Source organism: Salinispora tropica CNB-440 (assembly GCF_000016425.1).
In the GTDB taxonomy this organism is placed as follows: domain Bacteria; phylum Actinomycetota; class Actinomycetes; order Mycobacteriales; family Micromonosporaceae; genus Micromonospora; species Micromonospora tropica.
The window spans coordinates 1,145,664-1,171,610 of record NC_009380.1; the positions used below are offsets into that span (position 1 = coordinate 1,145,664).

Sequence of the window (25,947 nt, forward strand, 5' to 3'; positions counted from 1 at the left end):
CTGCGGCGGGTGTGCGCTGTGGTGGCTGGTTGCCGCTCCTACATCGCGTTACCTACAACGAAGACCATTCAAGGGTCCGCACCGGCACCAGACCGCAGGTCATGGCCGTCCTCCGCAACGCCGCCATCAGCGCGCTACGAACCGCCGGCAGCACCGACATCGCCGCCGCCAACCGCCATCACGCCCTCGACCGCACTCGCCTGCTGGCACTCCTCGGCCTTACCTGACGCTGTCGCCGGGCCCTGGGTGGGGTGCGGGGTCGTCACGGCGCCCACGGCCGCCGACGAGACCGTCGACCAGTATTTGGCCATGACGCCGATCGTGTAGCGCGGTGGCGGAGCCGACCAGTCTCGCATCCGCGCGGCCAGTTCGCCCGGATCCAGGTCGACAGAGCATTCGCGCCGCTGCAGGTCGATGGTGATCCGGTCACCGTCGCACACCGCCGCGATCGGTCCGCCCTCCGCCGCCTCCGGAGCGACGTGCCCCACCATCAGTCCCCTGGTCGCGCCCGAGAAACGGCCGTCGGTCACCAGACCGACCGACGTGCCCAGGCCGCGGCCGATGAGCGCCGAGGTCACTCCGAGCATTTCCCTCATCCCTGGACCCCCGCGCGGACCCTCGTAGCGGATGACGACGACGTGGCCTGGCCGGACGCGGCCAGTCTGGACCGCGGCCATCGCTTCCTCCTCGCAGTTGAACACCAATGCGGTGCCGGTCATCCGCAGGGTCACCGCGCCGGGTGCCTTCACCACACTGCCATCGGGCGCTAGGTTACCCCGCAAGATCAGGAGAGCACCGGAAGGCGATAGGGGTGCCTCCACCGTGGTGACGACCCGTTGGCCGGGTGTCTCGGCCGCGTCCGCGGCCTCGTGTGCGACGGTGCGGCCGGTGACGGTGCTTTCGTCGCCAGCAATCAGGCCCGCGTCGACCATGTGGCGGGCGATCACCCGGGTGCCGCCCGCCCGGTCGAGGTCCACCGCGGTGTACGTCCCGTTTGGACGCAGGTCAGCGATGATCGGGGTCACCGAGCTGATCCGGTCGAACTCGTCAATGTCCAGCGGGATGCCCGCCTCCCGAGCGATCGCCAACAGGTGGAGCACCATGTTCGTCGAGCCGCCGGTGGCGACCCCGGCGGCGATGGCGTTGCGCAACGAGGAGGGCGTCAGGAACCGGCTGGGCCGCAGCCCTTCTGCCACCGCCCGCATGACCAGCTCGCCGGCCTGGCGGCAGACCGTGTCCTTGCGGGCGTCGACTGCCGGCGGATCCATCGAGCCGAACGGGGAAAGCCCGAGGAACTCCAGCACCACGGCCATCGTATTGGCCGTGTAGTGGCCCGCGCAGGCCCCGATACCGGGACAGGCCGCGCGCTCGAGCTTGTCGAGCTCGTCGGTGCAGCCGGTGGCGGTGGCGCTGCCGACGGCCTCAAACACATCCTGCAGGGTGATGTCGCGCCCGAGGTGCTCGCCCGGCATCATCGTGCCGGAATAGATGACGGCTCCGGGGATGTCGAGTCGCACGTGGGCCAGCGCCGCACCGGGTATGGTCTTGTCACAGCCGGCCAGGGTCACCAGGCCGTCGAGACCGTGGCCGCGGCATACCAACTCGATGGAGTCGGCGATCACCTCGCGGCTCACCAGTGAGGTCCGCATTCCCTCCGTGCCCATGGTGATCACGTCCGAGATCGCGATGGTGTTGATCTCGATCGGGGTGCCACCTGCGGCGCGCACGCCGGCCATCACCTCCTGGGCGAGCCGCCGGTGGTTGAGGTTGCACGGCATCGTGCCGATCCAACTGTGCGCTACCCCGATCATCGGCTTCTTCAGGTCCTCGGTCGACAGACCTGTGGCGCGCATGGAGGCGCGCGCTGGGGCGCGCTCGATGCCGACGAAGAGTGGGTTAGGCCGGGTCGTCACGCTGTCCTCCGAACTCGGCACCGTCAGAGCCGGTGGTGAGGCCGCGCCACGGGTTCAGGCGGTCCTCGCCGATGCGCTCGCGCAACTCGGGGTTGGTCACCCCGAGCCCGGCGCGGGGTGCCAGGCAGCGCACGGCGATTTTGCCGATCTGCTGGTTGGCCTGCACGAGACGGCAGGCGGCCGCGACGTCCGTCAACGGATAGACCGCCGACATGGTCGGCACGATGTGACCGAGTTCGAACAGGCGGTGCGCATCCCAGTACTCTTGGAGGTTGGCGATGTGGCTGCCGATGATCCGTTTGAGGCGCATCCACAGGTAGCGGTTGTCGAAGCTGTGCTGATACCCGGCGCTCGAGCCGCACGTCACTACGGTGCCGCCGCGCTGTGCGACGAACACCGATATCCCGAAGGTGGGCCGTCCGATGTGCTCGAAGACGATATCCGGAGCCCGGCCCACCTGTTCGTTGATCATTTCGCCGAGCCGCACGCCGGCTCTGATCACCTGCTTCGGGTCGTCGGCGATCTCGTCAGTGATGCCGATCTCGGTCCGGTTGAGAATCACCTCGCAGCCGAGTCGGCGCATTGCCTCCGCCTTGCGCTCGGACCCGACGACGGCCACCGGGATGCCGCCACCGTTACGCACATACTGCACTGCGTAGCCGCCGAGACCGCCGGCCGCACCCCAGACGAGCACGACGTCTCCCTGCTTCATGTTCGCGCCGCGCTCGCTGACCAGCATCCGGTAGGCGGTTCCCGCGCACAGCGGGACGCTCGCGGCCTCCTCCCAGGTGAGGTGGGCGGGCTTGGGAATCAGCTGGGTGGCCCGGACCACCGTGAACTCGGCCAGCGCCCCGAAGTTTGTCTCGAAACCCCACGCCTTCTGGTCCCCGCCGAGCATTCCGTCGGCGTGCGTGGTGGGCTCCTGGTCGTCCACGTACGCCGGGCTCACCACGACGTGCTGGCCGATCTCCCAGCGGCGGACGCCGGAGCCGGTGCGCACGATCACCCCAGCGCAGTCGGAGCCGACCACGTGGAAGGGTTGGTCGTGCCGTTTCGCCCAGCCACCCTGCCGGGCGAGCCCCTTCAGATAGCGGAAGCTGGACATCGGCTCGAACATCGCCGACCACACGGTGTTGTAGTTGACCGCGCTCGCCATCACCGCGACGAGGACCTCGTCCGGAGCCAGCTCGGGCATTGGAACGTGACCGAGCCGCAGCGACTTGCGGACGTCCTTGTCCACGACGCCCTCGAACATCGTGGCGTCTTCGACCCGCAGGTGGGCGGCGAAGTACTCCTCGGGTAGCGGAGCGGCGGCGATCTCTGCCGCCGTCGCGTTGCTGAGCACGGCGTCGGTCAGCTGGCCCATGGCGCACTCCTCCTGGTGTCTGGGTTGTGTCCGGTGAGGCGGGCGCCGATGCCCGCGAAATGTTTGGCGATGATGTGGTTGACCTCCTCGGGCCGTTCCAGGTAGCCGAAGTGGCCGGCGTCCCCGACCAAGTCGAAGGTGGCGCCGGGAATACACCCCGCCAGCTCCTCGCCGTACCCGGGCGGCGCGATCAAGTCATCCGCGAACGACACGACGTGGCAGGGCACCGCGATCTCGGCGTAGGCGGCGCGGCGGTCCGGCATCGGTTGGAGAGCGAGCTGATGCCGTACTCCCGCTCCGTCGGGCGGGGCGAGCTCGAGCAGGGCCAGCCAGTCGCGGATCGACGACTCGTCGTCCATCGATCGTGGCGAGAGCATCTGGAGCGCGCGAACGACCGCGCGATACGAGGACGGCAGCGTCACCCCAGACTCGCCCAACTCGATCTCGGCACGCGCCAGCTGTGTCCGTAACACGTCGGGACGGGCCCGGCTGGCCATCAACACCGCCTGCCGAACCAGCTCCGGTCGACGCAGGGCAAGCTCCTGCACCACGTAGGCACCCGTCGAGGTGCCGATGAGGCGGGCCGGGCCAGCGTCGAGGAACTCCAGTAGGGCTGCGAGGTCGGCTACCAGATCCTCCACGACGAAGCCGCTGACGCACTCATCGCTGGGTGGTTGGCCGCGGCTGTCGTAGACGCAGACCCGGTAGCCGTTCTCCAGCAGTGCCGGCCCCTGATGGATCAGCCAGGATTTCCCGGATACGCCGGCACCACTGACCAGCACCACGGGATCGCCCGTGCCATGCAATTCGTAGTGCAACCTGATGTCGTTGGCGAACGCAAACGGCATTACCTCGTCGCCCCCGGTTCGCTGTGGCCCGCGGGTTGCAGGGCAGTCCAGTTGCGCTCGACGTAGTCAAGGGCCGCGTCGTGGTCGGCGTCGCGTAGGACGACACGCCAGCCGGGCGGCATATCCAGAAAGGGCCGCCACAGCGCGTGTTGGCCGGCGTCGTTAACCACGACCAGCCACGTGCCGTCGCCCGGATCGAGGGGGTTGGCAATCATTTGTCTCACCCATCCAGCGCGTCGCGAGCGAGCCCTGCACGATCAGGAACGAAGCGGACTGGCATGGTGGCGAAGCCAGTGAGCAGGTTCGACCGGATCCGTTGCGGCTCGCCTGTTGTCTCAAAACCCGATGTCAGATCCCGCAGAGCGATCAGCAGCTCCGAGATCTCCACCTTGGCAAGGTAGGAACCGATGCAGTAGTGAGGCCCGTGCCCAAACGAGAGGTGCCGGTTGGGTGTACGGCCCAGGTCGAACACCTCCGGCCGATGGAAGACCCGCTCATCGCGGTTGCCGGAGGCATGCCAGAGGGTAACTATGTCGTCCGCCCGGATCCGCACTCCATGAAGAATGGTGTCCCGCGCTGCCACCCGTCCGAAGTGCATCGAGGGTGAGGCCCAGCGCAGTACCTCGTCCACGGCCTTGTCGATCTCGCATTGACCATCTTTGAGTCGCCTCCACTGCTGGGGGTGTGCAGCCAGCGTATTCACGCTATCGATCATGGTTAGCCGACTCGTTTCGTCGCCGCCGATGATCAGGCTGTAGCAGTTGAGCACTATGTCGTCGTCCGAAAGGGGCGCTCCGTCGATGCTGCTGTTCACCAGCATGCTCACGACATCCTCGCCGGGGTGGTCGCGCCGGAACTCCATGAGGTCTTGGAAGTAGAGCAGGATCTCGTTGCGTGCCATCGCGGACTCGGTCTCGCTGATGCTTTCGTCGTCGGCGCTCAGCGCCGTCTTCGTCAGACTCAGCAGGAAGGCACGGTCCGCGTCGGGGACCCCCAGCAGGTTGGAGATCGTCATCATCGGAATGCGGCTGGCGATGTCGGACGCGAAGTCGCACTCACCCTTGGTGACTGCCTCGCGGATCATCTGCCGGGTGTTGGTCCGCACCGCGGCGCAGACTGGCGCGAGTACGCGCGGCCCCAATGCCCGCAACAGCAGCTTGCGCAACTCCGCGTGACGCGGCCCGTCGGTGACCGCCAGCATCCGGCCAGCGCCCGCGTCACCGCCCGCCAGCAACGTCACGAGCACATTCCCGCGCTCTGAGGTGAAGGTGACGTCGTCGCGGTAGACGTCGAGAATGTCTGCGTATCGCGACACCACCCAGAAGCCTCGACGTCCGGCTGTCGGGGGATTCCAGTGGATCGGCTCCTCGTCGCGCAGCTGTTGCCAGAAACCGGTCAGGTCGTGATTGGCGAAGGTGGCGGGGTCGGCTAGGTCGACGGTGTGGGCCGGCGTTTGGCTTTCGCCTGAACCCACGCGACCTGTGTCCGCGGCGGTCACCAGTCGGTGCGCCAGAACCGTCGGCGCGCGAACGGATAGTTGGGCAACGAAATGCGGTGGCTGCGTTCGTCGGCGTGCAACACCTCGAAGTTCACGCGTTCCCCCTGCACCCATGCTGCGGCGAGCTCGGTCAGCGCCTGAACGTCGCGCATCTCGTCCCCGCTGCCGAGAGCGAGTCCGTCTTCGGTGCGCCGAAAACGCGCCAGGTCGGCGCGGCGCTCTTGGCCGAAGCGAGACACCCGACCGCTCTTGCCGTCGCCCGACAGCACCTCGAGCAGTTCGTCGCGGGTGCTGATGACGGCCGCCCATCGGGATGGCAGCGCCTTACGCCCGAGGTTGAGGCTATAGGCGATGTCGTCGAGCCGAGCATCGGAATGCTCAGCGAGCCAGGAGGACAGGGCCGCGCGTTGGCGGGAGACCGCGGCGTCGTCGAGCGCCGACAGCGTGACGATCCGGGGCCGGCGGTTCTCGGGCTCCCGTTCGACCGGACGCGGCGGCTCCTCGAGGACCAGGTGCGCGTTGTACCCGCCGCCGCCGAGCGCGGTGATGCCGGCCCGTCTGATGCCGCACTCCGGCTGCCAGGCGGCGGGCTCCAGTTGCGGGACGAACGGAGTACGCGGGAAGTCGATTTCTTCGTTGAGCTCGGTCAGGTTGATGGTGGGCGGGAGACTGCGGTGGTACAGCGCGAACGCCGCCTTGACCGCGCCGGAGCCACCGGCAACCACGCCGGCGTGCCCGATATTGCCCTTGACCGCCCCAATCGAGCAGGTGCCGGACTGCTTCCCGAACGCCAGATGGGCGGCGTGCACCTCGAGCGAGTCCGTGATGGGCATGCCGAACCCATTGGCCTCGTACATGGACACCGTTTCGGGCGCCACATCGCCGGCCTGCATCGCACCGGCGATGCAGGCGCTGAGCCGTTCAGGCTGCGCGAGGCCGTACGCCATGGCACTGATGCCGTTGTTGTTGATGGCCGTTCCCTTGACCGTTGCATAGATGTGGTCGCGGTCGGCGACGGCCTGTGGCAGTGGCTTGAGTAGGACCACCGCGACTCCGCTGGCCAGTACCGATCCGGTGCCGTTCGCGTCAAAGGGGCGGCAGTGGCCGTCGCGGGACAGAATTCGACCCTCCTCCCACAGATAGCCGCGGCGCTGGGGCAGCCGAACCATGACGCCGCCCGCGATCGCCATATCAGTCTGGCCTAGGAGAAGTGACTGGCACGCGAGGTGCACCGCATAGTGAAAGCCCGAGCACACGGCGGTCACGGTGACCGCCTCACCGGTCAGGCCGAGGTAGTACAAGACGTTGGAGGTGATCGTGTCCGGTAGCCATGCGTTACTGCGGTCCATCACCTCCGGGCCGGCCGATACCCAGTCCGGTGGTGAGCTGTAGAGGGCCGCGCTCTGCGGGTTGGTCGAGGCGTAGACGCCCACCTCGCCGCGGACCCGCTCGGGGTCGTAGCTGGCGTCCTCCATCACCTCCCAGGATGCCTCCAGGAAGACCCGGTGCTCGGGAGTCATCGCCGCCGCCATTCGATCGCTAACACCGAACACGGCGGGATCGAACTCGTCGTATCCGTCCAGTGCTCCGGTGGCCCGCACGTACGCCGGACTGTTGATGAGCGTCTCGTCCACCTCGATCTCGTCCTTGGCGTAAAAGGTCACGCCCTCGCGCCCATGGAGAAGGTTGTCCCAGTACTGTTCCTTGTTTCGTGCGCCAGGGAATCTGCACGAGGCGCCGATGATGGCGACGTCTCCCGGATCGTAGTTCCGCTCAACGGCTTCGCTCATGGATGTGGGCCTCCATTTGATGCGGGCGTGTTCTTGACGGTCGGGTCGGTTCGAGTGCTCGGTGATCTGCTGTGGCCGCGCACCACCGAGCGTCTGGTGCTGGCACGGCGTCGTGCCTGCTCGATGTCCTCAGGACTCTTTCCGCTCTCGTCGTCCAGCCACTTGGCGAGCGAGCCGATGTCGCGGAACCGGAACAGGTCCGCCACGCCGACCTTGCGGTGAAAGCGCTGACCCATTCGCTTCGCGAGCCGCACCAACAACAAAGAGTTGCCGCCGAGGTCGTAGAATGTGTCGCGGATGCCGATGGACTGCGGAGTCCGGTCCAGCAGTGCACCCCAGATCTCGGCAAGCGCTTGTTCGGTGTCGGTGGTGGCGGAGTCCCCCGAGGGCAGCACATCGACAACGGGTGGTGCCGGTAGCGCCGTGCGGTCCAGCTTCCCAACTGGCGACAGCGGGAGCGCGGGCAGGAAGACGATCGTTTCGGGAACCATGTAACCGGGCAACAGCGCACCGAGCTGTTGCTTGATCGTTGCCTGCAGGTCGGCGTCGAGCCAGGGCCCGTCGCCGTCGGGTGCTCCACTCGCCGGAACCGCGTACGCGGTCAGGGCTCTCGTACCCGGCGTCTGCTCACGGACGACGGCCGCAGCCGTCCGCACCTCGGGGCATTCGGTCAGTCGTGCCTCGACCTCTTCTAGCTCGATGCGGTACCCGCGGACCTTCACCTGAAGGTCGGAGCGTCCCACGAACTCGATTTCACCTGCTTCGTTGAGCCGAGCGATGTCGCCGGTGCGATACATGCGTTCACCCGCCACCTGCGGATCAGGTACGAACCGTTCCGCAGTCAGCCCGGGCCGGTTGAGGTAGCCCCAGGTAAGTCCGGCACCGCCGAGGTACAGCTCACCCGACTCGCCGACGGCCGACGGCCGCAGCTTCTCGTCGAGCACATAGACGCGAGCGGTCAGGGATGGCGTACCGATCGACGGCTCGCCGGCCTCGTCGCGGGATACGGGCTTGAAGGTACAGAAGACCGTGCCTTCCGTCGGGCCGTATCCGTTGAAGACGAAGTCGACGTTGGTCTCGCGGTAGATCCGGTCGACCAGGCTCCGACGTACGGGTTCGCCGCCGAGCACCACGTTCCGCAGGCCGGCCGGAACGGCTTGCGCGTCAAGCAGGCTGGTCATTGCGGACGGGACCGTGCTGACGTGCGTCACCCGTTCGACATGGGAGCTCTCCGGAAGGTGGCTGGCACTATTCACCAGGACGAGCGTCCGGCCACGGCTGAGGGCGGAGAAGATCTCCAGCACTGACAGGTCGAAGCAGACCGAGGTGACGGCGGCGATACCGCTCATGTCACAGCCCTCGAAAATTCGGTCCGCCTCGGCAAGCATCGCCGCGCAGCTGCTGTGCCGGATCGGCACCCCCTTGGGCGTGCCGGTCGAGCCGGAGGTATATATGACGTAGGCAGAATCGTCCGGAACCGCGGCCACTGGCGGCGGGTCGGCTATCGCCTCGGATTCCTCCAGGACGAGCGCGGTGCAGCCGTCCGGGCACGCGTCCCGAGAGGATCGTGTGGTAACGACCAGGCGGGTCCCGCTGTCGGCCACCATGAAGCCGAGGTGGCGCGCTGAATATTGAGGATCGAGCGGCAGATAGCAGGCGCCCGCGCGCAGCACGCCGAGGATAGCGACGAGCAGGTCCGGCGTGCGTTCGATACAGACCCCGATCGGAACACCCGGGCCAGCACCCAAGGCAGACAGCCGCTCGGCCAGCGCCGCCGAGGTCTCGTCAAGCCGACCGTAGGTCATCACGCCGGCGTCGGACGCTACGGCCAGCGTGTCCGGATTCGCGGCTGCGTGGGCGACAAAGCCGCCGTGCAGTGTCGATGCGGCCGTCATGAGACCGCCTGCTTCACCGAGGTCTCCAGCACGAGGTCACTCAGCGGCACATCCGGCCGGTCGATCGCCTGCAACAGCACGCGGTGGAAGTACTCCAGCAGTGTCGTCACGGTTTCTCTTTCCAGGAACGCGGGTTTGAACTGCACTTGACCGACCACCTCGTCGGCGACGTCGCCCATCGTGATTTCGAGATCGAACTTTGCGATGTGCCGCCGGAGAGGCAGCGGGACCAGTGGTAGGGGGCCGGCAGGCCACGCCGCCACGCCAGCACCGTGGAACAATGTGTTCGCATAGGTGAACGCGTCACCGGAGAGCCAGTTGACAGCGATGTCGAACAACGGCGTGCGGCCCTGCCGCCGCGGCGGTTTGAGCGCCGAGACAAGCAGGTCCAGTGGATAGTTCATGTGTTCCAACATCCCGAGCGCGAAGTCGTGGACTTCACGCAGCAACGCGTCGAAGGTGATGTCCGGACGGGGCCGGGCGCGGACTGGGATGGTGTTGAGGTAGTACCCCACCGCGGACTCGCGCCCCGCATCACTGCGCTGGGCGACCGCCGTGCCCAGGACGATGTCCCTCGCCCCGGTTGCCCGGCCCAGGGTGGCCACGAAGCCTGCCATGACAAGGGTGCTGACCGAGACGCCGGCGCGCACGGCGAAGTCCTTCAGTAGGCGGGTATCGGCAGCGTCCCACCGGAAGCTGGCATCCTCCCCCGCGTAGCTCACCACACCGTCCCGCTCTTTGGCTGGTCGCTTGTCGGCGGTCGCGTCGGGCGCTGACAGGCGTGGAAGGTCGAGGTGCGCCGGGGGCTGCGCCAACTGTTGCGACCACCAGTGCAGCGCCGCCTCGGCCGCCGGGCTGCCGAGCCATTCGCGTTCCCATTCGACGAACTCGGTGTACGGTGTCTCGGGTGCCTGGGTGAGCAGCGTTCCGCGCTGTGCCTCGCCGTAGAACTCGCGCAGGTCCCGGACGACGATGTCCACCGACGCCGCGTCAGCTGCCACATGGTGGATGACCAGCAGCAGGCAGTTGTCTGCCGCACCGCGGTTGACCAACACCAACCGCAATAGCGGACCCTGATCGAGATCGAAGGGCCGGTGGCCGTGCTCGGCGAGGAGGTCGGTCAGTGCCGCGTCATCGAGCCCCGTACCGTCGACCGTGTCGAATTCGTAACCGGGATCCGCCTTTATCACCTGGTAGGGGTGGCCGCCGGCTTCGACGAAGACGGTGCGCAGCGCGGGATGTCGCTCCACCACCGCGGCTGCGGCCCGGCGCAGGGCCGACTCGTCGATCTTATCGGGCACCCGAGCGCCGAACATGAGGTTGTAGGCTGCGCCGTCGAGCGACAGCTGCTGCATGAACCAAATGGCGGCCTGACCGTGCGCCACCGGCGCAAGCGCAAAGGATTGGGTGCGTTCTAGCGCCGCCCGCAGCTCTTCGCGTGGTTGCGCCGCGGGCGCCTCCGGGGAAACCGGCTCCAGCAGCCCACGATCGGTCAGTTCCGCGAGCAACTCCTCGGCGTCGGCGTCGGACAGATTGTCCGCAACAGCCGTATTCCGCAGCCGCGGCGGCGCGTTGTCCTCGCCGCCGGTGGACGCGCGCGCACCGACGAGCTCGGCGATGCGCGCGGTGAGTTCGCCAACCGTCCGGTCCGTGAAGAACTCAAACAGCGAGACACGATGGCCGAACAGGGTCTGGATTCTGCTGCCCAGCCGCATGGCGAGCATGGAGTCGAGCCCGAAGTCCCGCAGCCGCGTGCCCTCGGCGAGCTCCTCGACCGGCATGCCCAGAACGTGCGCGATCTCGCCGGTGATGGTGGCTTCCGCTGTCGGGGTGGTGGCGTTCTCATTGTGGAAGCTGGTGGTCGGGCCGGCGACGGATGCCGCAGCGGGCGTGCGTGGTTGGCGGACGGGCGCGGCGTCCAGCCAGTAGGGGTGCCTCTGCCAGCTCACGAGCGGAGTCTCGACAACCTGCGCGTCGGACGAGAACAGCGTCTCGAGCGACAGGGGCACGCCATGTACGAACAGCGATGCAGCCGCGTTGAGGAAGCAGCGATTGTCGTCTTCCCCGCGGCGGATCGAGTCGGCCACGACAACAGAGGCTCCCTGAGCCTGAGCGATCTCCTCGATCGCGCCGCGTAGGGTGCCATGCGGGCTGATCTCAACAAACGTGTCAATGCCCGCGTCGGCCAGAGCCGCCACCGTCGGCGCGAAGCGCACCTGGTTGCGCAGGTTGTGCGCCCAGTAGTCTGCGTTGACCACGGGATCGACCGCGCCGTCGAGCGCCGTCGAGTGGAATCTGGCCCAAAATGCACGAGGTTCAATGTTGGTGAGCGCTTCACGCAGCGGTGACAGCAGCGGATCCATACCAGGGCTGTGACCGGGGCGATCAACGCGTACGGCTCGGCTCGAGATGCCGGCTCGATTTAGTGCGACCTCCAGGGCGCGAATCTCCTCGGGCGGGCCGGAAACCGCGGAGCTGGTTGGGCTATTGAGCGCCGCGATGGCGACGCGCCCGCCGTACGGGGCGAGGAACGGGATGATCTCTTCGTCTCCGGCTTGGACGGCGATCATGGCGGCCTTCGCGGCGCGGTGCTGGATAAGGTGGGAGCGGGCGATGGTGACCCGGGCAGCGTCACGCACCGACAGCCCGCCCGCCACACAGACGGCGGCGACCTCGCCGATGCTGTGTCCGACGAATGCCTCCGGCTCGATGCCAAGCTCCATCCAGAGACGGGCCAGTGAGACCTGCAGGGTGAACAGCACCGGCTGCTGGATATCGGTCGCGTCCAGCCGGGACCGCTCCGCCGGCAGGCTGAGCTCGTCGACTACCGACCATCCGATCAGCTCCCGGAACACCGCGTCGCACTCGTGCATCGATGCCCGGAAGCCCGCGTGCCAGCCCATCAAGGCACGTCCCATGCCGGCCCAGTGCGTGCCTCCGCCGGAGAACACCAGTGCTACGCGCCGGGCGCCGCCGCCAGCGACGGTGCCCTTGACGGCGCCGGGGTACGACCTGCCAGCGGAAATATGCGCCAGGCCGTCGAGTAGATCGTCGCGATCACGCACCACGAAAGCGATCCGGTGTGGAAGTGGGGTGCGCCGGGTCGCCAGGGTGTACGCCAGGTCCGGCAGCCATGGTGCGGCATTTCGCTCGACATGGTTGGACAGCTCTCGGCAGGTGTCCCGTAGCGCGTCAGCGGAATGGGCGGTTACGGGCAGCAGGGAAAGGGGCGTCTCCTCGGCCCGCGCCGTCGCGGAACCGATGGCCGCCTGGGGCTCGGTATGACGCCCGCGTGGTGCGCACAGGAAGGATCCGGCGGCGACCGGTTGACCCACGGTATGCAGTTCACCCAGCGAGGCGAGTAGGCTCCACGCCTCGTCCGTCCCTCGTTGAAGCGACGCCAGGCACATGACGGGGCGCCTCGTCGCGCCCTCCCGTTCGCTGTCGAGGCTTGCCCGTACGCCCTTGAGTAGGACCGGGTGCGGACTGAGCTCCAGTACGACGTCGATGTCGTGCGCCGCCATGGTGTCCAGGGCGGCCGTGAGCCGGCTCTCCTGGCGGACGTTGTCCGGCCAATAGTCCGGGCCCAGGGATTCGCCGTCGATTTCTTTCCCGGTGACCGTCGAGATCATCGGCAGCTGAGCCGGGCGCGCGACGATGCCGTTGATCTCCGACCGCAGGGGTGTGAGCACGGGGTCCATCAGCGGCGAGTGGGATGCGTAACCCATGCGTACCCGGTGGGCTGCGATGTCCGCTGCCGCGAACCGGTCGGTCAGCGCCCGGATCGCGGTGGTATCCCCTGAGACCAGCGTAGAGGCCGGGCCGAGGCGTCCAGCTAGCGTGGGTCGCTCCTCGACCGCTGCTAGGTGCCCGGCGACAACTTCGGGGACGGCCGCGACGACCAGGCTATCGCCGCGACCCACGGCTAGGCGTTGCACGAGCCGTGCGTGCGTGGCCGCTACCAAGGCCGCGTCGTCGAGGCTGAGCGCACCCGTGAGGTGGGCGGCTGCGATTTCGCCGACACTCTGGCCGATTACCAGATCGGGCTCCACACCGAGCGAACGCCAGGCGTCGGCCAGGGCGACCTGGACGCAGAACAGCATCGGCTGGACGATCTCCATGTCGTCGAGCCGGGCGTGCGACTCGTCGTCGAAGAGCCGGTCGAGCACTGAGAAGCCGAGGATTCGTTCTATCCGCTCAGCCGCCCGCACCAGCGATCGCCGGAACGCGGGCATGCCAGCAACCAGCTGTCGGCACATGCCGAACCACTGGGAGCCGGTTCCGGAGCAGAGAAACGCGACGCGGGGTCGACGAAGAGCTGTCTCCGCAGTGGACAGGCCGGGTAGGGGCCGGCCCTCGGCGTACGCGTCCAGCTGCGCCCGCAGCTCGGCTGTGGTACGCGCGGCTGCCGACAGCCGGAAACGGCCGGTGCCCAGCGTGTCGAGCGCCTGCCGGCAGGCCGCAGCCAGGTCGACTCGGTCCTCCGCGAGAGCGGAGCGCAGCGCAGCCACCTGGTTGGTGAGCTCCTGCGTGGAATCCGCCGCTAGCAGCAATAGGGCGGCCTCAGGCTGCGCCAGTTCCTCTGTCACCAGGTGGCAGTTCGTCCCGCCGAAGCCAAAGGCGCTGATTCCCGCGCGCCGTAGATCTGACCGGCGATGCCACGTGGTTGTCGCATCCTGGACGCGCAGGTGACCTTCGGCGAAGGGAACCTGAGGGTTGGGGCGGCTGTAGTGCAGGCTGGCGGGCAGGATGCCGTTACGCATCGCCAGGGCGACCTTGGCGAGACCGGCGACGCCGGCCGCCGGCTCCAGGTGGCCGATGTTCGTCTTCACCGAACCGATGCGGAGCTCGTTACCTGGTTCGCGATCGCGACCGAGCACCGTACCGAGGGCCTTGGCCTCGATGGGGTCACCCAGCGGTGTGCCTGTGCCGTGGCACTCCACATAGTCCACGAGCCATGGTGCCAAGCCGGCCCGGCGGTACGCGGTACGTAGTAGGGTCTCCTGAGCACGTGGGTTCGGGGCGGTGAGCCCGTTGCTCAGGCCATCGTTGTTGACGGCGCTGCCGCGGATCAGGCAGTAGACGGGCAGCCCGCGTTCCAGCGCCACGCGCAGGGGCGTCACGACGACGACGGCGGCTCCTTCGCCCCGTACGGTGCCGTCGGCACGGGCGTCGAAGGTCTTGCACCGGCCGTCCGGCGAGAGAGCGCCTGTCTCGTTCATGGCCAGGTAGTGTGGCCCAAAGATATTGAGAGTGACGCCGCCGGCGAGGGCGAGCTCGCTCTCGCCCGACCACAATGACTGGCACGCGAGATGGACCGCGACCAGCGAGGATGAGCACGCGGTGTCGATCGCCATGCTGGGGCCCTGCAGGGCGAGGGCGTATGAGACCCGGTTGGCGATGATGCTGTCGTGCATTCCGGTCGCCGCGTGCGGTCCGATTTCGAACTGCGCTGCCGCCTCGTGCGCCAGGGCCGAGTAGTCGCACCAGCTGGTGCCCACGAAGACCCCGGTGTCGGTCCCGGCGAGGTTGCCGGGCGCTATGCCGGCATCCTCCAGCGCCTCCCAGGCGAGCTCCAGCATCAACCGCTGCTGCGGGTCCATCACACGGGCTTCGCGCGGTGAGATCCCGAAGAAGAGAGGGTCGAACAGGTCGATGTCGTCGAGGAAGCCGCCCCAGCGGAAGGACGTATCGTCGATGTCCGCGTTGCCGAGCAGGTCACGCCGGCGCTGCGGGACCGGCCGTATGGCGTCGTGCCTGTTGACGAGCAAGCGCCAGAAGGCCGACGGGTCCGCCGCCCCCGGTAGCCGGCAGCCGATCCCCACGAGTGCGAGCGGTTCGGGTGGGGCACCGTCTTCCGGCCGGTGTCGTGTGGCCGTGCCGCCGGCGGATTCCTCGACTCGTCGTCCGCGCGCCAGTGCGACGGACAGGCCTTCCAGTGTGGGGTGATCCCAGAGGAACGTGATCGGTACGGGCCGGGCGAGAAACTCGGACAGGGCGGCGACGAGTGCCGTCGACTTCAGCGAGTCCAGGCCATACCGATGCAGGGGGGCCCACCGATCCACGGAATCCCGGGGGACACCGAGCAGATCCACAAGCCAGGTGAGCAGGAATTCCCTGATCGCGTGGACACCGTGCTCAGCTTGCTCACCAGACATGTGAATCCCTCATCGGTGAGAGCCGGCTGGAAGCGTGCTCAGCCGGTCAAGAGGATAGTGGGAACGCTGCTCCGGCTCCCGAAGCTCGACGTGTACCTACTATTCGGCACCCTCGCATCAACAACAAACCCAATTTGTTGATGCAATACAGCGCTGAATCTGATGGCAAAGCCGGTCGGCGGCAAGCTCGGCCTGCGGCGGACACTCACCGATCGACTGTGAACGTTCAACCACCCGCGGCCTAGAGAACCAGGCTGCATAACCGAGCCCTCCACGATTCCAGGGGATTGACACGACAGTGGGCCGTGAGGGTTGAATCCTCAATACGGACGCGATGGGGGCGCGTGTTCCGACGATGGACGACGACCGGCAGGAGCTTGACATGTCTCGTGAAATGTGGCTACGGTTCGAGATATACCATGATGTGGTATATGCGCCGGAGGCGAGCCTAGTGGCTAAAGAGCTGGGCTGCCGCGGCGGCTGGATGGGCTACTTCGGAACCCGGTCGGCCCCGCTTGGTGCGGCGTCACCCGAGGTGGTGACCGCGGCGTTCTTCAATTTCCACCCGCAGATGGTTGCCAAGGCGGTTCCGCAAGTCTGGTCCGTGGCCTCGCCAGAGCGTTTTCTACAGGCGCGGCTGGAGATCGTCGACGCTGCGCTGCGCCGCATGCTTGGCGCTGATGTGGCCGGGCTCGAGGAGATGGTCACGCTTGCCGCGTCCGCCGCCGCGGGCGTGTCTCCCGGCGGCCGCGTACTGGGTGCTGCCAACCAGGCGCTTCCACCGCCGGTCGAGCCGCATCTCGCGCTCTGGCAGTCCTGCTCGACGCTGCGAGAATCGCGTGGTGACGGCCATGTGGCGGCGCTCGTGGCCGCGGGCCTGGCACCGTGCGAGGCGCTGGTCTTGTTCACGGCCGACAAGGGCCTCGACCCGGCATACATGCGCCGGATGCGCGGATGGTCCGAACAGGAGTGGAAGGAGGCCGAAGCCGCGCTCGTCGATCGTCGTCTGCTCACCGGCGGCGGCCTCACCGTAGCCGGGCGGGAGCTTCGTGCGGAAGTCGAACGGTGGACGGACATGGCAGCGGCGGCCCCGTGGCAGGCTCTGGGAGCCGGTCCCACCGCCAGGCTCCGCGACCTCATGACGCCGGTGGTGCAGCGCCTCAGCGAGCTGAACGAGTCCATGAAGGTAAACCCCATGGCGCTGAATCCGGCGGAGATTGTGGCGTAGGTCGTCCTACGACGTGGTGCCCGATTGATGTCTGGTCGGGCTTGTCTCGCGGATCGCGGGCAGGGTGGCCCAGGTCGGGCTGCAACGGCCCAGGTCGGGCTGCAACTGCACCCGACCAAGGCCCGGATCGGCCACTGTTCGCGGCTGGATCCGGTACTACGGGCCGGTACGCCGCTCGGCGTGGCCGTCCACTTCTTGCCCACGTCTACGCCTACCTGGCGCGGCAGAGCCGGGTGACGGGAGAGACGCCCAGATCGGCGAGAGCCGGGAGGTGAAATTCCTCCCGGCTACTCGACCTAGGGACAGGAGCTACCCAGCAGCATGCCGCCCCCTGGGTCAGCTACCCGAGCACCGGGCCCAGGTTACTATCGGGCACCCTTGGGGAGACGGTGATGCTGTCACCGGGTACGACAGGCCACTTCTCGATGAAGTTGGACTGGTTGAGCCCGAGGGCAAGCCGGCCCCGACTGTTGAGGTACAGCAGTGGCTGCCCCTCGTCGACCTCGCCGAAGGTTTTGCAGAAGGGCAGCTCGAGCACCGTGTCGCTGAGGGCTTCGATCTTGACTTCCAGTCGCTCCCCGTCCTGCAGCATCGAGCCAATCAAGTGGGTGGGTATGTTGGTCCATACGTTGCCGAAAGCCCGGTCGATGCGTACCACCTCCCCGCGGATCCCGCCCTCCACCTCGCTGGCGGAGGCATAGGGCAGCCGAACGATCTGCTTCGGGTCGATCCGGGGGCCGACGGCGGCAAGGTCGGTGCCGGCAGCGAGGTGGGCGGCGCAGGCAGCGACGATGTCCTTGCCGTACCAGGTTGGCGTCACCGGCTGGTTCATGACATCGGGGGAGAGGACCTCGTGACACTCGACCGCAGGGGAGGCGTCGAGTGCGAAGCTCAGCAGCCCATTGTTGGGTCCGACGAGCAGTTGACCCTTCTCATTGCGCACTGCAATGGTGTGGGTCGCCGTGCCGGTCTCGGGATAGACGTATGCGCAGATGACCGTATGAGCCGGGAAGGAGTGCGGGACATCAGCGAGAAACAGTGCGCCTTCCCGGACATCAAAGGGCGCGACGTCATGGGTTATGTCCACGATCGTCGCTGCCGGCGCGACGCCGTACATGACTCCCTTGCAGAGTGCGTGGGCTTCGTCGGCGGACCCGACGTCGGAGAGGAAGGCAATGAGATTGTGCTGCATGGTGAGTGACCTCCGTTTTATCGGTCGGAAACCGACCTCAGGATTGGTTGTTGTGCAGACCACGAACCGCAGGCTTCTCCGTCGGAAGCGAGACAGGAACATCGTCGGACCATCTATGCGATGGTCGACGGCGCTCGTGTCACTGCGCGAGGTAACCTCCGTCGACGGGAAGTACTACACCCGTGATGAACGAGGCCTCGTCGGAGGCCAGGAATCCGATCGCGGCTGCCACCTCCGACGGCTCGCCCAGGCGTCCGGCTGGATGGAGCCGGACGATGTCCTCCAGGTACTCCGGACCGCCCGGTTCTTCTTCGAGCCGGCGGACCCGGTTGGTGCGGATAGTCCCGGGAGCGACCGCGTTGACCCGGATGCAGTGTCGTGCGCATTCGACGGCCAAGTGCTTGGTGAGCCCGGAAGCCACGAACTTGGCCGGGCCGTACGTGCTCTGCCCCCGCTGGCCAGCGACGCCGGAGATAGATGAAAGGCACACGATCGAGCCGCCCGTGGCCAGCATGGCGTCAATGCCGTACTTGCACGTGAGGAACATGCCCTTGCCATCGACGGCCATGACCTCATCCCAGTCCTGCTCGGTCGCCTCGGTGATCTCGTGCAGAGGGATCACGCCAGCGTTGGCGACCACGACGTCCAGCCGGTTGTAGACATCGACGGCCGTCTGAACCATGCGGTGTGCCTGGGTGGCGTCTGAGACGTCGGCGATCACCGTCGTCACCTCGGCTCCGGACTCGGCCAGTTCGGCGTGGCACTTCTCCAGTGCGGCACCGTCCACGTCGCTGACCACCAGCCGGGCTCCCTCGCGGGCGAACCACACAGCCGTGGCATGGCCTATGCCATGCGCGGCGCCGGTGATCAGACTTACTTTTCCCGATAGGCGCCCACCGTTCGTCATCAACCACCTCCTGACCTGTTCGGCAGCCCTTCACCACTCTGCAACGACCTCGTCCGACGGCTGCCCTGGCCGGCCGATCGCTAGCCCACGCTATGAGATCGTTTCGGGCGCCGCGACAGACCAAAGTTGTAGGCGAACTGTGACCTTCAGCAGATGCCGCCGGCGAGGAAGACCGAGACTCTGGGCTGCATCGCCGGGCGTCGGCGAGAAAGCCGCCCCCCAGGGAGGTACACGACCGTGTTTGTACTGTTCATCGGCGACATCGTGGGGGACGAGGGGACACGGTACCTGGTAGACCGGCTGCCCGAACTGCGTGCCCGCCACACGGTGGACCTCGTTGTGGCGAATGCCGAGAACTCGGCGGCCGACGGCTTGGGGATGGGTCGTGTGCAGGTGGAGCAACTGCTGTCCGGAGGGGTTGACGTCATCACCGGCGGAAACCACTCCTGGGACAGCCCAGAGTCGGTCGGGATGCTCAATCTGCCGCAAGTGGTTCGGCCCGCCAACGTGGACCCCGAGGTACCCGGTCGGGGCTTTGTCCATGTCCCGGTCGGCGAGGAGATGGTCACCGTACTGAACCTGGCTGATGGCTGCGCCATGGCGTCGACCAAGGCGACTGCGGGACGGGTGGGTCCCGCCTACTCGGCATGGGAGGCGGCCGACCGGCGCGGCATCACGATCGTCGACTACCACGGCGATCACGTGCTGGAAAAGCAGATCTTCGCCCACACCGTCGACGGCACCGCCGCCGCGGTCGTCGGCACGCACACCCACGAAGCCACCGACCTGCCACGGCTGCTGCCGAACGGCACGGCGTTCGTCACAGAGGTGGGCATGACGGGACCGGACGGCGGCGTGCAGGGTTTCGCTCCCGCAAACCTGGTGAACAACCTGCGGACCACCGGCAACCCGTTCGACGGGCCGATGCCCACGGTGCATCGAGCCCCGATGGTGCTCGGCGCGGTCCTGATCGAGATCGTCGGCGGTCTTGCCGCCGGCATCCAGCGGGTGCGGTGATCGTATGTTGGACGGCAGCGCCGTACACGGCCAATCGGCGGTCCCCGCCGGCTACCAGGTGGTTGACCTTTCGGTGACCATCGCCGAGGACTTGCCATGCTACTGGGAGGGGCATCAACCCTTCCAGCACAAGACCTGGAACTGGTTTGCCGACCATCGCAACGCGATGGCCTCCGTCTACAGCCGCGGCGGCCCGTACGCGACCCGTTGGATGGCCATCGACGAGCACACCGGAACCCACTTTGATGCTCCTCTGCACTTCATCCCACCTCCGGACTCCGGCCTGCCGGGAGCGGGTCCGGCGGGTGCCATCTCGGCTGACCAGGTCGGGCTGGCGAGCCTCATGGGAGCCGCCGCGGTAATTGACGTGGCATCTCCCGGTGGAGGCGAAGGCGGGATGAGCCCGCTGATCCACCCGTCGGCGATCGTGGCATGGGAGGCCGCCAACGGCATGCTGAACCCCGGTGAGATCGTGCTGCTGCGCACCGGCTGGGACCGGCGCTACCGACGCGGTGCCGCCGGGGGCGGATATCTTCGTGACGTCCTCGCCGGGCGGAGCCCCGGATGGCCGGCGCCGACAGAGCCCACAGTGGAGCTACTGCTGACTCGGGGGGTGCAATGCCTTGGCATTGACGCGCCGTCGATCGGCCCGGCGCACGATCCGGTGGGCGTGCATGTGCGGGGCCTGGGACAGGGAATGGTCTACGTCGAGTGTCTCGCCGCGCTCGACGCGCTGCCCCCTCGCGGCGCGTGGTTTTGTTTCCTTCCCATCAAGGTGGAGGGCAGCACTGGGGCTCCTGGCCGGGCGATCGCCCTGATGCCGGCCACGGAGTCGTGAGGTCCTCGTCCGCAGGCCGCGGCGACGACGGTCAGGCCACCAGGCTGCTCGTCTCCAGCATCGCGTTCGGGCCGATCAAACCCATCGCCGCGAGCCTGTTGACGGCGGCCACTCGTGAGCGCACATCGAGCTTGTCGTACGTGTTGGTGAGGTGGCGCTTGACCGTGCCCTCGGAGATGGAGAGGCGGCCGGCGATCTGGGCGTTGCTCAGGCCCGCCGCGACCAGCTCGATCACCTCGAACTCCCGGCCCGACAGTGACCGCGTGCCGACCCCGGTCAGATGTTGCAGCATGCTCTTCTGCACGGAAAGCACGGCGCTGTCGCGGTTGCGGCTCACGATCCGTACGACGCTCAGCAGTTCCTCACGCGTCGAGTTCCGCGAGACGTACGCCCACGTACCCATGGCGAGGTACCGGCGCGCCAGGCGCACGTTCTCGTGCATCGCCAGGATTACCAGCCGGGGCTGGCAGGTCGCGGCCAGGATCTGGCCGACCAGCCGCATGATCCCTTGGTCAGACGGGCCGACGCTCAGCAGTACCACGTCTGGCGCCGTCCGTCGAACCAGGGCCGCCGCCATGGGCCCCGCCGCCGCCTGCCCGACCACCCGCAGGTCGGGCTCGCGATCGCAGATCTCGGCCATCGCCTCTCGAAAAATAGTGCTGTCGCCAAGGAGTAGAATCCGTTTCGGACTAGATTCTATGCTGGTCATTAGTCGACTCGATCCGCAATCGGAGTGGCTCTGGTCGAAGCGGCTTCAAGAATGTTTGACACGCCGCCGAAGGTAGTTGGGTGCACCTATGTTCGCCTTTCGCTTAAGGCTTGAGCGATCTGGTGGACTCTGGCCACTTGGCAAGTAGCAGCACTTTATCATCCTGTTGGCCGGCCTGCCCAACGTGCGTCATCGGCATGATTAATCCACATCATCGAACTTATGCAATTGATTGATTGCTGCCGCAGCGGGAAGATTGGCCCGAATAAGTCGACTAGTGGGCGGGCTGTGGATTTCTCGTCCAGGCATTCCGCTCCGGACGGTAATTCGCGTGGGCTACCTCACCATGATCGGTTCAGACGAATTGCCGAGAAGGAGTCGCATGTCCCCCGGCTTGCAGCCAAGCGAATTCACGTTGGACCAGCGCTATCTGTGCCAGGACGGCACCGCCTACCTCACCGGCGTGCAGGCGCTGGTGCGTCTCCTGCTTGACCGTGTCCGCCACGACCGGCGTGCCGGAAACGACGCGGCGGTCTTCGTCTCCGGCTACGAAGGGTCGCCCCTGGCGGGCTACGACTTGGAGCTCGCCCGCCGGGGCCGACTGCTGGCCGAGCACGGCGTGGTGCATCGGCCCGCACTGAACGAGGAGCTTGCGGCGACGGCCGTGCTCGGCAGCCAGCTCGCTGCGGGCGTCGGCAGACAGCGCCCCGACGGTGTCGTTGGTGTCTGGTACGGCAAGGCGCCGGGTCTCGACCGCGCGGGCGACGCGTTGCGCCACGCGAACTTCGCGGGCACCGACCCGCGGGGCGGTGCCATCGCGCTCGTCGGGGACGATCCAGCGGCGAAGTCGTCGACTGTGCCGAGCGCGTCGGAGTTCGCCCTGGCGGACCTCTCAATGCCGGTCCTCGTGCCAGCAGACGCCGCCGACCTGCTCCGCTACGGCCTGCACGCCATCGAGATGTCCCGGGCGTCCGGCCTATGGTCAGCGCTCAAGATCGTGACCAACGTCGCCGACGCGGCGAGCACGGTGCCGGTCACCCCGTCCTGGCGCTTCCCGACAGTGGCTGGTGGATATCGCCACCGGCCCACGTCCCGGCTGCTCGGCGCGGAACTCGCCGCCTTGGAGGAGAGCCTTCACCGGGTCCGCCTCCCCTTGGCGGTGGAGTATCTGCGCGCCGCCGGCCTGAACGAGCTGTACGGGCACGCGGATGACCGGATCGGGATCGTGGCCGCCGGCAAGTCATATCTGGACGTCCGCCAAGCGCTGCGGACGCTTGGCATGGACGAGGAAGCTCTGCGCCGCTATCGCGTACGGCTACTCAAGCTGGCGGCGGTCTACCCCCTTGAGTCAGCCGTGGTGCGGGAGTTCGCCGCGGGGCTGGACGAGATAGTGGTGGTGGAGGAGAAACGGGGTTTCATCGAATCCGCCGTCAAGGATCTGCTCTATGGCAGCGGCGACGCGCCGGTGGTCTGCGGGAAGACGGATCCGGCGGGGCGGTCGCTGTTCCGCCCCACGGGTGAGCTGAATCCCGACGTGATCGCGGCTGGCCTCGCCCGGCGACTGTCGGCGACCGGCCGCTGCGAACCCGTGGAAGCGTGGCAGGGACGTCGGCGCCGTGACCGCATCGACCTGCCGGTGGTGGCGCGAACCCCATACTTCTGCTCCGGCTGCCCGCACAACTCGTCGACGAAGGCGCCTCCCGGTACCCTGACCGCCGGCGGCACCGGATGTTCCACCATGACCTTCTTCATGGATCCGAAGCGGGTCGGCGACATCATCGGCGTCACGCAGATGGGCGGCGAGGGTGCCCAGTGGATCGGGATGGCACCCTTCGTCGACATCGATCACTTCGTGCAGAACGTAGGCGACGGCACCTTTCACCACTCGGCCAGCCTCGCGCTGCGAGCCGCAGTGGCGGCCGGCGTCAACATTACGTACAAGGTGCTGTACAACTCTGCCGTGGCCATGACCGGTGGTCAGGACGCCGTGGGTGCCTTGCCGGTGCATCGGCTGGCCGCTCTGCTTCTGGCCGAGGGCGCGACCAAGGTGATCGTCACCTCGGAGGATCCAAAGCGGCTCGGCCGGCATCCCATGCCGGCCGGCGTCGAGGTACGCCACCGCGACGATCTGCCGCGCAGCCAGGCGGAACTCGCCGTGACTCCCGGCGTCACCGTGCTCATCCACGACCAGGAGTGCGCGGCGGTACAACGGCGTAAGCGGCGCCGCGGCCTGCGGCCGCAGCCCGCCTACAAAGTGCTGATCAACGAACGGTTGTGCGAGGGATGCGGCGACTGCGGGGCGCAGTCGAACTGCCTGTCGGTCCAGCCGGTAGAAAGCGACTTTGGCCGCAAGACACGTATTCACCAGTCCTCGTGTAACGCCGACTACGCATGCCTACAGGGCCGGTGCCCATCATTCTTGACCATTGTCCCCGGCCGATCCCCGCACCGCGAGCTGGCCTCGGTGCCCACGGCTAAACCATCGATGCCGCGGCAGCGCGTTGTCGGCGACTTCTCAGTGCGGATCACCGGCATCGGCGGCAGCGGCGTGGTAACCCTGGCTCAGATCATCGCCACAGCCGCAGTGCTCGACGGCAGGCACGTGCGGACGCTCGACCAGACCGGGCTGGCCCAGAAGGGCGGTGCGGTCGTCTCCGATGTCCGCGTCACCGAGCGTGCCGTCGAGTCTGCCGCACGGCTAGCGGACGGTGAATGCGATCTCTACCTAGCCACCGACCTGCTCGTCGCGGCTCAGCCCGCCAACCTCGCTGCAGCCGACACCGCCCGGACCGTCGTCGTGGCATCGACCTCGCCGGTGCCCACCGGTCAGATGGTTACCGAGGTGTCGGGCCCACGGCCCGACGTAGACGAACTGTGCTCGGCTCTCGATCGATCGAGTGCGCGCGCCACCTTCTTCGACGCCCGATCCCTCGCCTTGCGCCTGCTGGGTGACGACCAGTTCGCCAATATTCTGCAACTAGGCGCCGCCTACCAGGAGGGCGCCATCCCGCTAGAAGCGGCCAGCATCGAACAGGCGATCCGGCTCAACGGCGTCGGCGTGGAGCGCAACCTCAGCGCCTTCTGCCTCGGCCGCCTGGTGGTTGACGACCCTCAGACGGTGTCGCCGGCAGCTCCCGTAGCCCAGGAGCAACGACCGTTGCAGGGCGATGCAGCATCGTTGCGGGCGACAATCGATGCCGGCGAGGACACCCCACTCGCGCGCCGGCTGGATGCGCTCGTGGCAGATCTCGTCGCCTACCAGGATCTGGCCTATGCCCGCGAGTTTGTGGAGTTCGTGGAACACGTACGCCGGGTGGAGGGACGGGCGGGGCCGCTCACCGCAGCCGTGGCGGGCAATCTATACAAACTTATGGCCTACAAGGATGAGTACGAGGTGGCCCGGCTCTCGCTCGATGAACGCCTGACCCACGACATAGCCGCGCAGTTCGGAGCTGGGGCGCGATACCACTACCTATTGCAGCCACCGGTTCTGAGGAAGCTCGTGCGCCGCAAGATTCGCCTCGGGCAGTGGTTCCGAGTCGTGCTCCGGCTGCTGTACGCACTGCGCAGACTGCGAGGGAGCAGGCTCGATGTCTTCGGCTACACACGCGTGCGCCGGATCGAACGGAGGCTTGTGGCGAACTATCGCAGGACGATCCTCGCCGCGTTGTCGGCGGCCAACCCCGACGACCCGGCGCTGGTAGAGCTGGCGTCTCTGCCAGACATGGTGCGTGGCTTCGACGAGGTCAAGCTCGCCAATGTGACCGAGTACCACCGGCGCCAGGAGCAGTTGCTGCAGTCGCTGCCCCACCCCGTCCAGCAGGTCGGGTAGGGTAGCCCGACTCTCTCGTTACTGGGCTGGTCCTTCGATACAGGGTGGGCGGCGACCGAGGGACCGGGTTCCGCAGTTCGTAGACATCTTAGACATCCGCGCTTGAACCGCTTCTGTGCTGGTCAATGGACTCTGAGGCGACCGGGATCTGGCTTGGGGCCGTCGGAAGAGACCTGACCACAGGTGCCTCGTCGGCGGCCTACCCAACGTCACGCCGGGACCTGTGGTAGCCGGAGGGTGAAATGCCCTCCGGCTACCCGACCCCGGCTCCGGCCGCCTCGTCCGACACCGTCTCAAGCGAGGCGGAGATCGCATCCTCAACCCCGAGTTCGACAGTTGATGGGGATGCGGTGAGTGCCAGCGGTGGATCCGTGTAGGTGGGAGGCCGGGCGTCCGACTGAAGCGTTCGGATCGCGTGGGCAAGCGAAGGCGCGAAGGCTCCTACCGCGCCGATCAGGCCCTCGTGTTCTGCGCCGGGGAATTCGCCTACGGAGTCGGGCGAGTGAGTCGAGGATTTCTTCAGCGGTCATGGTCCAGACGAACGGGCGTGGGTTGCTGTTCCAGTCGCCGATCATCATGCCGTCGTCGGCTGCATCGACGTACGCCGCGCATCCAGCAGCAGACCCCGCAGATACGTCCCACTCTTCACCCGCTGATCCGGCCGCATCAGTGGGGTGAACACATCCGCGGCGAACGCCTCAAGCCGTTGCCGCGCAACGGAAAGCCCCGTCAGGGGTCACCCCACCATCGAACTAC

General features: G+C 67.2%; 15 protein-coding genes and 1 pseudogene. 4 read left to right on the forward strand and 12 right to left on the reverse strand.

The features are described from left to right. Positions 1–134: 134 nt before the first annotated feature. Genes STROP_RS05150 through STROP_RS05185 form a run of 8 tightly spaced genes read right to left on the reverse strand, consistent with a single transcriptional unit; the run spans position 135 to position 15,468 of the window. Positions 135–1,913 carry a dihydroxy-acid dehydratase gene (locus STROP_RS05150; protein ID WP_011904925.1) on the reverse strand — a complete coding sequence of 593 codons (1,779 nt, stop codon included), beginning with the start codon at positions 1,911–1,913 and terminating at the stop codon, positions 135–137. Beyond that, positions 1,897–3,279, reverse strand: coding sequence for a crotonyl-CoA carboxylase/reductase (gene ccrA / locus STROP_RS05155; RefSeq protein WP_011904926.1), 1,383 nt, complete (start codon positions 3,277–3,279; stop codon positions 1,897–1,899). Before ccrA ends, STROP_RS05150 begins: the two co-directional genes overlap by 17 nt. Next, positions 3,267–4,127: an alpha/beta fold hydrolase gene (locus STROP_RS05160; protein WP_011904927.1), complete on the reverse strand. Its 861-nt coding sequence runs from the start codon at positions 4,125–4,127 to the stop codon at positions 3,267–3,269. The genes ccrA and STROP_RS05160 overlap by 13 nt, the downstream gene beginning before the upstream one ends. Then, positions 4,127–4,342 (reverse strand): MbtH family protein, encoded by a 216-nt coding sequence (locus STROP_RS05165; protein ID WP_026274761.1) that lies wholly within the window; start codon positions 4,340–4,342, stop codon positions 4,127–4,129. Before STROP_RS05165 ends, STROP_RS05160 begins: the two co-directional genes overlap by 1 nt. A 5-nt stretch (positions 4,343–4,347) precedes the next feature. Then, on the reverse strand, positions 4,348–5,625 hold the full coding sequence (locus STROP_RS05170; protein ID WP_011904929.1) for a cytochrome P450: 1,278 nt from the start codon (positions 5,623–5,625) through the stop codon (positions 4,348–4,350). Continuing rightward, positions 5,622–7,415: a beta-ketoacyl synthase N-terminal-like domain-containing protein gene (locus STROP_RS05175; protein ID WP_011904930.1), complete on the reverse strand. Its 1,794-nt coding sequence runs from the start codon at positions 7,413–7,415 to the stop codon at positions 5,622–5,624. Before STROP_RS05175 ends, STROP_RS05170 begins: the two co-directional genes overlap by 4 nt. After that, on the reverse strand, positions 7,412–9,310 hold the full coding sequence (locus STROP_RS05180; protein WP_011904931.1) for a non-ribosomal peptide synthetase: 1,899 nt from the start codon (positions 9,308–9,310) through the stop codon (positions 7,412–7,414). Before STROP_RS05180 ends, STROP_RS05175 begins: the two co-directional genes overlap by 4 nt. Beyond that, positions 9,307–15,468, reverse strand: coding sequence for a type I polyketide synthase (locus tag STROP_RS05185; RefSeq protein ID WP_011904932.1), 6,162 nt, complete (start codon positions 15,466–15,468; stop codon positions 9,307–9,309). The genes STROP_RS05180 and STROP_RS05185 overlap by 4 nt, the downstream gene beginning before the upstream one ends. A 355-nt stretch (positions 15,469–15,823) precedes the next feature. Between STROP_RS05185 and STROP_RS05190 the strand changes: the two genes are divergently transcribed. After that, positions 15,824–16,696, forward strand: coding sequence for an SCO6745 family protein (locus STROP_RS05190; protein WP_018829739.1), 873 nt, complete (start codon positions 15,824–15,826; stop codon positions 16,694–16,696). Positions 16,697–17,036: 340 nt separating this feature from the next. On the opposite strand, the gene STROP_RS05195 is transcribed toward STROP_RS05190, so the two are convergent. Both STROP_RS05195 and STROP_RS05200 read right to left on the reverse strand, forming a co-directional pair. Then, positions 17,037–17,888 (reverse strand): SAM hydrolase/SAM-dependent halogenase family protein, encoded by an 852-nt coding sequence (locus STROP_RS05195; protein ID WP_011904934.1) that lies wholly within the window; start codon positions 17,886–17,888, stop codon positions 17,037–17,039. Between the two features lie 139 nt (positions 17,889–18,027). Then, a complete protein-coding gene (locus STROP_RS05200; protein WP_011904935.1) occupies positions 18,028–18,795 on the reverse strand; it encodes an SDR family NAD(P)-dependent oxidoreductase in 768 nt (255 codons plus the stop codon). Between the two features lie 237 nt (positions 18,796–19,032). Between STROP_RS05200 and STROP_RS05205 the strand changes: the two genes are divergently transcribed. Both STROP_RS05205 and STROP_RS05210 read left to right on the forward strand, forming a co-directional pair. After that, a complete protein-coding gene (locus STROP_RS05205) occupies positions 19,033–19,812 on the forward strand; it encodes a TIGR00282 family metallophosphoesterase (RefSeq protein ID WP_011904936.1) in 780 nt (259 codons plus the stop codon). Positions 19,813–19,816: 4 nt separating this feature from the next. Further along, positions 19,817–20,650 (forward strand): cyclase family protein, encoded by an 834-nt coding sequence (locus STROP_RS05210; RefSeq protein ID WP_011904937.1) that lies wholly within the window; start codon positions 19,817–19,819, stop codon positions 20,648–20,650. A 31-nt stretch (positions 20,651–20,681) separates the two neighbouring features. Here the strand turns inward: STROP_RS05210 and STROP_RS05215 are convergent, their stop codons facing one another. Next, positions 20,682–21,359: a response regulator transcription factor gene (locus tag STROP_RS05215; protein ID WP_011904938.1), complete on the reverse strand. Its 678-nt coding sequence runs from the start codon at positions 21,357–21,359 to the stop codon at positions 20,682–20,684. 382 nt (positions 21,360–21,741) lie between these two features. Here STROP_RS05215 and STROP_RS05220 point away from each other — a divergent pair, with 382 nt between their 5' ends. Then, positions 21,742–25,191: an indolepyruvate ferredoxin oxidoreductase family protein gene (locus STROP_RS05220; protein WP_011904939.1), complete on the forward strand. Its 3,450-nt coding sequence runs from the start codon at positions 21,742–21,744 to the stop codon at positions 25,189–25,191. Positions 25,192–25,777: 586 nt separating this feature from the next. On the opposite strand, the pseudogene STROP_RS26310 reads toward STROP_RS05220, so the two are convergent. Then, positions 25,778–25,924, reverse strand: a pseudogene (locus tag STROP_RS26310) (IS701 family transposase); the annotation flags it as partial. Between the last annotated feature and the right edge of the window lie 23 nt (positions 25,925–25,947).

Excerpts from the sequence above, each read along its gene's own strand:
- ccrA (WP_011904926.1), bottom strand. The coding sequence starts at position 3,279 with ATGGGCCAGCTGACCGACGCCGTGCTCAGCAACGCGACGGCGGCAGAG.
- STROP_RS05160 (WP_011904927.1), bottom strand. The coding sequence starts at position 4,127 with ATGCCGTTTGCGTTCGCCAACGACATCAGGTTGCACTACGAATTGCAT.
- STROP_RS05165 (WP_026274761.1), bottom strand. The coding sequence starts at position 4,342 with ATGATTGCCAACCCCCTCGATCCGGGCGACGGCACGTGGCTGGTCGTG.
- STROP_RS05175 (WP_011904930.1), bottom strand. The coding sequence starts at position 7,415 with ATGAGCGAAGCCGTTGAGCGGAACTACGATCCGGGAGACGTCGCCATC.
- STROP_RS05180 (WP_011904931.1), bottom strand. The coding sequence starts at position 9,310 with ATGACGGCCGCATCGACACTGCACGGCGGCTTTGTCGCCCACGCAGCC.
- STROP_RS05185 (WP_011904932.1), bottom strand. The coding sequence starts at position 15,468 with ATGTCTGGTGAGCAAGCTGAGCACGGTGTCCACGCGATCAGGGAATTC.
- STROP_RS05190 (WP_018829739.1), top strand. The coding sequence starts at position 15,824 with ATGGACGACGACCGGCAGGAGCTTGACATGTCTCGTGAAATGTGGCTA.
- STROP_RS05195 (WP_011904934.1), bottom strand. The coding sequence starts at position 17,888 with ATGCAGCACAATCTCATTGCCTTCCTCTCCGACGTCGGGTCCGCCGAC.
- STROP_RS05200 (WP_011904935.1), bottom strand. The coding sequence starts at position 18,795 with ATGACGAACGGTGGGCGCCTATCGGGAAAAGTAAGTCTGATCACCGGC.
- STROP_RS05210 (WP_011904937.1), top strand. The coding sequence starts at position 19,817 with ATGTTGGACGGCAGCGCCGTACACGGCCAATCGGCGGTCCCCGCCGGC.
- STROP_RS05215 (WP_011904938.1), bottom strand. The coding sequence starts at position 21,359 with ATGACCAGCATAGAATCTAGTCCGAAACGGATTCTACTCCTTGGCGAC.
- STROP_RS05220 (WP_011904939.1), top strand. The coding sequence starts at position 21,742 with ATGTCCCCCGGCTTGCAGCCAAGCGAATTCACGTTGGACCAGCGCTAT.